The organism is Mucilaginibacter sp. SG564 (assembly GCF_013149275.1).
Classification (GTDB): Bacteria; Bacteroidota; Bacteroidia; order Sphingobacteriales; family Sphingobacteriaceae; genus Mucilaginibacter.
Map to the genome: position 1 here is coordinate 72677 of NZ_JABGNA010000016.1, position 7905 is coordinate 80581.

Genomic DNA, 7905 nt, shown 5'->3' on the forward strand with positions numbered 1-7905 from the left:
CATGGGTGGCTAATATTTTTAGTAATAAGATTGGCGCGACTGATACGGAATAATTATATTCGCCTCCGTGAAAAGAATGATTCTTACCGTATTGTTCAGTGTAAGCATTTTGACGCTGATATCTTGGGGCTTTAAAGGGCACCGTGTTGTGGCCGCCATTGCTCAAAAACATTTAACTAGTAATACGGCCTATAATGTTTCCGCTTATTTGCGCGGTGAAAGCATGGCCGAGGTAAGCACCTGGGCAGACGAGAATCGCAGTAATATCACTGCCCCCTGGCATTTTCTCAATCTGCCATTGGGATTGAATCACGACCAATTTGCGAAATTTGTTTCACAAAGCGATGGTAACGTATATACAGCTATCGTAAAAACAGAGGCGCAATTAAAGGATAAAAGCCTGACTGCCGATCAGAAAAACGAGGCCTTGAAATACCTGATCCATCTGATCGGTGATGCTCACCAGCCGATGCATGTCAGTCGTAAGGAGGATAAGGGTGGTAATACGGTCCAGGTCCGTTTTGAGGATAAGGGTACCAATCTGCATAGCCTATGGGATAGCAAGCTTATTGACCATGAAGGTCTGTCATTGCAAGATATGGCTAAACAGTATGATACGGCTACATCAGTGGAAATTAAAAAATGGCAGACAGATAGTCCCATGGAATGGTTATGGGAAAGCTACCGGATCAGCAGTGAGCTATATGCCGGGGTTAAACCAGGGCAGACGATCGATGAGGCTTATTATCAAAAATATATTCCGGTTATTCATCAGCGGATCGAACAGGCTGGCATCCGCCTGGCTGGTGAATTGAACAAGCTTTTCAATGCTGAGGCGGCCCCGTCTGCTCCTGTTTCCCAAGCTTTGCAAGACAGTGCCAAAGGCAATAGTGGGATTATAGGACAGATCGATGCCAAAGACGCGGCAAAGTATGTTGGAAAGACGGTAAGCATGACCGGCAAGATTTATAGTGTTAAAGATATTGGCAGCATGATCTTAGCGAATATGGGCGCGGCTTATCCGAACCAGTCGCTGACACTGGCGATCAAAGGAGCGGCTAAAGCAACAGGAGCGGGCTTGGAGGGTAAAATAGTGACGGTTACCGGCGAAGTAATCGAGTATAAAGGTAAGCCGGAGATGGTCATAACCGATAAGAGCCAGATGAAATTCTGATGAACGAGCCGTTTATCCTCGAGATCAATTACCAGGATCAAATACTGGAATTGCCGGCTGCTTTCCAGCGTTATGGTTATACCTATCGGATTGCGGTATCGATAGCTGATATAGCCTATGTGTTCGAGCCTGATGAGGCGGGAAATTACCAGGCGCTGAAGACAGGTACGTCGCAAACCCTGCCGGATACCGGATTGCTGCAAGCTATTGCGGAAAAATTACAGAAGCTTTGATTGTTGTGAGGCGTATTGAAAAAATAAACCGGATAAAACAGAAAATCGTAAAAGTTCATCAAGGGCAGGTATCCAGCCAATGGTTCTTACTATAGTATGGAGGAGACCATGAACCATATGCAATGGATCAGAAGCATGGTTTGAGCGATGATCACTTTTATTGAGGAACGTATAAGTAAGCCCCACGTGTTTGTGTACTTCAAAGGTGAAGATAAGAGATCAACATGCTCCTGGAGCGAAACCCTCTGATTTCTACTAGCTCATTTTTGTCAAAATCATAAAACACTTCGGCATAATAATCATCGACTTTATACAGGAGTATCCGTTTCCCGCGCTCTTCCCGTACCGCCAGGAACTGTCCCTGCCAGACATATTGTGCCTTTTCGTGCAGCGCCAAGCCGATAAATTGAAATAGGGTCATGTGGTTTTAAAACTGTGTAACAGGGCCGTTTTTACTTTTTGCATATCCTGCTCCAGCATCTGATAGAGCAGCTCATACTGGCCACACAGATCAAATATGGCTAAGTTGTATTGCCCCAGAAGCAATTCCTGCTCTTCTTTCTTCGCCTTGTTCAGTTGATCGGCAATATCGAGTGTTTTGAGGTATAGCGCATGCGTCCGGGTATTGGTGTCGAGAATCTCATCCAGGGAGAGCGAAACTTGAAAATACAGGCTGACGAGGTTGTGTTTCCAGTTTTCCGTATTTAACTGTTCCAGGCGGGCATCCAGCTTTTTTATCTCTTTTTGTAAATAGGCAAAACTGGCATCGCTTCGGTTTCGGTTTGTCCAGTAATTGATGTTTTTTTTTACCTGGGCCATCGTCTCGCCGGTCATGAAATAATAAGCCTCTGCGATCTCGATTTGCTTATTTCTTAACTGATTTTTCAAATCCGTGCCGGATTTTCTTTTATCGCTGATATAGGCGAAAAAGCCCGTTAGGGTCTGGGTAAGTAAAGCACCCGCAAGCCCGGAGAAGGCGCTCACTGCTATTAAGGTATTATTATCAGGCATGATTTCCTATTCTTGGAACTAAATTACTAAATATATTAGTAATAAAGGTGTGTATTTAAAAATATAAAGCTGTTTATTGTGAATGCCGGTCTAAGGTGATGGATGGATGGATTTCAGATTATCGTATAAAAGTTTCATGGCCTGTGGCACTAGAAGCTATAAAGACAGCCAGAGTGGAGAACCGCCCAATTGATCGGTTGGGGTGATATCCGGATCCACCAGGAGTCCATTGACTTCTTTTTGCGTTTTTTTTGTATTAGCCGCCCCCCCCCGGGTAGCGACCTGCGGCCCGTTATAGGCGCGCCAGTAATGGCGGAAAGATAAGTTTTGATCCGATTGTTGGGGTGTGAGCAGGGCGCCATAGCCGACATAGAGTCCTGGCGTGTATCCGGCGGCGGATACGGCTTGGTCATCATAATATCACGCCAGGCTTCTTTTGCCATAGCACTATCAGTCCGCACATTTTTATTGCACATGCTATTACTCTATAACCACCATCTTAAAATGTGCAGTACTTCATAATGCTTACACTCTCACCCTGTCATGCTATTTGAGATCGCAAAGTCGTGCATCACGAAACCTTTCTCTGTCTTTAATAGCATTCCGCTACGCTCCATACAATTAAACTCAATCGGGTCTCATGTTAGACTCACCTGCTTCTCGCAAACCGCTTCGAAAGTGTCACACCGTTTGAGTTCTCTCCCACCAGCCATTTATCAAACACTCCGCCACTTTCTTGTGAAGCATTCTGTGAAGCCGCTTTTTAAGCTCTCCCTCCACAGACGGTTTTGTTCGCAGGCGGCTCGCAGAGAATATTAACAATTGTTTTAAATAAGATGTTAAATATTATTGAAGGCTATTTGTTTGAATTGATAAATAATTATATTTGAAGCACCTGAACAATAGTATATGACTAAATTATCACAGTAAGAAATCCCCAGCCATTAGCCTTCAGAAGGCTTCAATCAAACAGCATTTACTCATTACATAATAGTTTAGCTTCAATCTAATACAGATTGATTTTGCCTATACATTTTTATCAAACTTTTAGCCCTTTTATATCATGAAGAAACTGATCTTTTCACTATTTCTATTTTTAAGCTTTTCATCATTAGTACAAGCTCAATGGACCACTAATGGCACTATTACTTCAACAAGCAATTCCATTGGCATCGGCACAACTACACCACAGTCGTTATTGCATATTGTTGGAGCCGGAACCTTTATCAATCAAAGCACACAGTTTGATGCGAAATCATTGATCATCCAGTCTAATAATGGAGGACGGGGTCTTGCCAATGGGGCGCAATTGGAATTTGTTATTCCTGCAAATACCGACGGTTCTAACCCCTGGGGGCAAGCCCGAATTATTACAGTTGCTGGTAATGGTAACACCAGCGATGCTACCGGAAAGATGGTTTTGGGTACCCGGAGAATGTTTAATAAAGTTGGGTCAGGTGCTACCTGGTATTACGGTGATGATATCACTATCGATGGAGGAGGTAACGTTGGTATAGGAACAACGACTCCATCTGCTTCATTAACCGTAGATCCTCAAGGACCCGGAGGAGTGGTGATAGGTAATTCAAACACAGGAGCAGGTGGGTTTACCTCATTGCTGCTAAAAATTTCTGCAAAACAAAACGGTTATTCAACGATTGAAAGCATTCAAAGTTCCGGCTCTACCCTTGGTAACTTGTTTTTAAATCCAAATGGAGGCAATGTGGGCATCGGAATTACTGACACAAAAGGATATAAATTCGCCGTAAATGGAAACGTTATTGCTACATCCGTAACTGTCAAAGCAGCGGGTACCTGGCCTGATTATGTTTTCAAAAAAGATTATCAGTTACGTCCATTAAGCGAAGTAAAAGCATACATCGACCAGAATCAGCATTTACCCGAAGTACCATCAGATCAAGTCATAGCTAAAGAAGGATTGAATTTGGGAGAGATGAATAAACTGTTGATGAAGAAAGTGGAGGAGTTGACTTTGTATTTAATTGATAAGGATCAAAAGATAACTGACTTACAAAATCAGATTGACGTGATTAAAAAACAGATTGCAAAATAAAACTGATCAAGAACTTACCATATGAGATTTAAGTCGTATTTTTTGCTCATTCTAAGTTTGGGCTATCTGCAGTGCTTTGGCCAAACTTCAGGGCAACTCACCCCGGCTGATTTTACGAAATTGAATAATATACTTCCCCCTTCTCCGACAGCATTTGAGCTTGGTAAATACGGCGGTATCAATGCGTCCAATATATCTGGTGCGGTTAGTAAGCAGATACCTCTTTTTACCTATACAGCAGGACACTTAAGTGTTCCTATAGCCTTGTCTTATACATCCAACGGTATTAAGGTGGATCAGATAGGAACCCGTGTGGGCATGGGTTGGAATCTGGAAATTGGTGGGATGATCAGCCGGGTAGTTTATGATCAGCCGGATGAACTTGGTCAGCCGCTTTTACCCCCCACAGATCTGGTTACGCCCTCTGATAGCCTTTTAAACTTTTTTTTATCGGCTACAAATCAAAGTGGCTTATTTGATACCCAGCCGGATGTTTATAGTTTTAATTTTGGCGGTTTTACGGGCAAATTTATCATTACTGATGGAACGGTGAGGCTAATAACGCATTCGAACATCAAAATTGAACCAAACATAGAAAATTACAGCTTCCGGGTGACTACATCTAATGGCGATAAATATTATTTCGGGGGCACTAATGCTACGGAAAGTTCACGGAATGACAATAACTGCAATACGCACTCGCCGCAATACATTAAGAACGCCTGGTTCCTCAGTAAGATTGTAGCCTATACTGGAGAGGTGATCAATTTTACATATGGTCAGGGTACTAGTACATATCAGGCAGGTATTAATCAGGTCATGATGCGTAAAATAGCGTCAGGTTGTACCTTATGTGCCGGCTTACCTTCGCAATGTAATGACTTTCCTGATCAAACCTGCCAAAGTTATGTATCCAATCATTTTGTTTACCTAACCAATATTACATCATCCATTACTGGCAATGTCAAATTGGACTATAGTTCCCGGCAGGATGTATACGGTGAATACCTGCTGTCCCGAATTAGATATTTTTCGAGTACAGACAGTTCTACATTGTTAAAAACGTATAATTTCAACTATTTAAAGGCTACACCGGGTAAGGTTAATTCTGCAGATCAACTCGATGTCCGTTATTTCTTAAGTGCCGTTTCCGAGGTTTCTGGAAACGGATCAGAGATGCATCAACATACTTTTGCATATGATGATGTATACGGATTGCCTTCCCGTTGTTCTTATAGCCAGGATTATTATGGGTATTATAACGGTAAAACCAATAACCGTTATATGATTCCAAAACTGCAAAGCTTAGATGGTTTTCCTACTGATCTAGCAGATCGAACACCTGATTGGCAGTTTGCAAAAAAGGGTTTGTTAACACGTATTGTTTATCCTACAGGGGGACGTGATTCTATTAGTTATGAATCGAATACTATTTTTGGCAATCTGGTAACTCCAGCTCCTGTATTCAATGTAAATATTAGTGGTTTAGGTTCGGGTACAAGAACAGGAGTTCCAGTTACATCGTCAACATTTACTCCCCTGCTTTCACAATATGTTCACATTACGAGTACTTGTGAATACAGGGGACAAGATACTCCTGATCCCAATATCTTGCCTTACCTGAAAACACGCACTGAGTTGCTGGATCTGACCAATGGACAGACCATTTCGATCAGAGAATCCACCTATATAGGGGAAAGTTACCTGGATAGTACCCTGGTTACCGGAGGGCATAACTATGCTCTCCGAATTACTCCCTACGGCGGTAATACGTATGGAAGTGCTGCTGCATATTATCGGAATACCAATCCAGTTGACACTCCCGCAAACCTACCTCAAGCCGGGGTTAGGGTTTTGCGGATCATTACTGCTGATAATAGCGGCGTTAATCCTCCGATTGTAAAACGAATATATTATGGCGGGGAAGGTTCGGGCTATCAATTCTCTACGGGTCTTACCTCTTCGGGGCCGGAGTATTACATGCATATTAAAACACAGGATGTTTGCCAGGGCCCAACTGGTCCGGGTGGAAGTCAAGGAGGGAATGGATTTTCTGTTTATAACTGTGAGTATAATGCTTTATATTCCAACTCGGTATTAACAACCTATTTACAGGACAGCCCTGTCCAATATCGGCAGGTGACTGAAAGCAATGGGGAGAACTTTGAAAACGGTGGCATAAGCCACACTTATCTGACGGATCAGGATACACCAGGCCCGGTGATCTGGGGGGAGCGTATAACTTCCGCTCCGTTGAGTAATTTCGGAATCATGAATGGATTGGAAATTCAAACAGCAACACTCGCTAAGAATGGTACACAACTGGTTAAAATAAAAACAAGCGCTACGCACTATAAAACAGCGCCTTCTCCTGCTTTTGAGGTTAAAGGCTATGTGGTTAATAAGAAATATAATGCGGCCCTTATCGGTGCAGGTGAAACCTCGCTTAGATTAGCACAATTTGATGCGTTATCCTATTCAATATTTGGTAAATGGTTTTATGCTGATACCGTAACAACGACTACCTACGATAAGCAAGGATTGAACCCGGTTACGGAGACTGTTATGTACAGTTATGATAATCCGGTACATGCTTTACCGACTGCGATCAAAACAGTTACTTCCGATGGCAAGACCAGTTTATACAGATATCAATATCCGCCAGATGTAAGTTCAATTACTGGACTGGATGGAGGGCAGATTAATATTCTTAATACGCTTAACAGTCTAAACCGGATTGATCAATCTGTTAAAGTTGTTAAAACGCTAAACGATGCTCCTGTTTTTGCTGCAAAAACACATTTCCAAACCTGGCCGTCGAACCTGATCTTGCCGGATTCGGTTACTTTACAAACCCGAACTTATACACCAGAGCAGCGAGTGCAATTTTACAACTATGATCTTCGTGGTAATTTGTTGGAACAATCCAAAACATTAGGTGCCCATGAAGCCTATCAGTGGGGATATAATAATGTTTATCCAGTAGCTCAGGCAACAAATTCCAAATCCAATGATATATTTTATGATGGTTTCGAAGAAGGAAATGGGAACAGTACGCTGAATGATGGTAAGACGGGGCATTACAGTCATCTCAGTATTTATACCAAAGCCATAACCGGGCTAGATGCCGGGAGTTATACCTTAACTTATTGGCAGAAAGTATCAGGGACCTGGTCTTTTGTAAAAACACCTGTTACTGTGAGTGGCGGTACGTACACGATCAACTTGAATGCACAAATCGATGATGTGCGTTTTTATCCATCGGATGCCCAGATGACAACCTATACCTACGATCCCTTAGTGGGCATGACAAGCTCAACGGATTCGAAGGGCGAGACGACGTATTACGAATATGATAGTTTCCAGCGGCTGATGAATGTAAAGGATAAAGACGGGAACATTCTGAAACACAT

At 42.6% G+C, this 7905-nt stretch carries 6 protein-coding genes; 4 read left to right on the top strand and 2 right to left on the bottom strand.

What is annotated here, in order from left to right:
- Positions 1-76: 76 nt before the first annotated feature.
- Positions 77-1174, top strand: coding sequence for a S1/P1 nuclease (locus FHW89_RS26280; protein WP_253952326.1), 1098 nt, complete (start codon positions 77-79; stop codon positions 1172-1174).
- Positions 1174-1407 (top strand): hypothetical protein, encoded by a 234-nt coding sequence (locus FHW89_RS26285; protein WP_172338022.1) that lies wholly within the window; start codon positions 1174-1176, stop codon positions 1405-1407. The genes FHW89_RS26280 and FHW89_RS26285 overlap by 1 nt, the downstream gene beginning before the upstream one ends.
- Positions 1408-1606: 199 nt before the next feature.
- Here FHW89_RS26285 and FHW89_RS26290 read toward each other — a convergent pair whose 3' ends face one another.
- A complete protein-coding gene (locus FHW89_RS26290) occupies positions 1607-1828 on the bottom strand; it encodes a hypothetical protein (protein ID WP_172338023.1) in 222 nt (73 codons plus the stop codon).
- Positions 1825-2418 (bottom strand): hypothetical protein, encoded by a 594-nt coding sequence (locus tag FHW89_RS26295; RefSeq protein WP_172338024.1) that lies wholly within the window; start codon positions 2416-2418, stop codon positions 1825-1827. The genes FHW89_RS26290 and FHW89_RS26295 overlap by 4 nt, the downstream gene beginning before the upstream one ends.
- A gap of 1063 nt (positions 2419-3481) precedes the next feature.
- Between FHW89_RS26295 and FHW89_RS26300 the strand changes: the two genes are divergently transcribed.
- Together FHW89_RS26300 and FHW89_RS26305 are read left to right on the top strand one after the other, a co-directional pair.
- Positions 3482-4492, top strand: coding sequence for a hypothetical protein (locus FHW89_RS26300; protein WP_172338025.1), 1011 nt, complete (start codon positions 3482-3484; stop codon positions 4490-4492).
- A 21-nt stretch (positions 4493-4513) separates the two neighbouring features.
- Positions 4514-7905, top strand: a 3392-nt coding sequence (locus FHW89_RS26305; RefSeq protein WP_172338026.1) for a hypothetical protein, incomplete at its 3' end; no start/stop codon positions are given.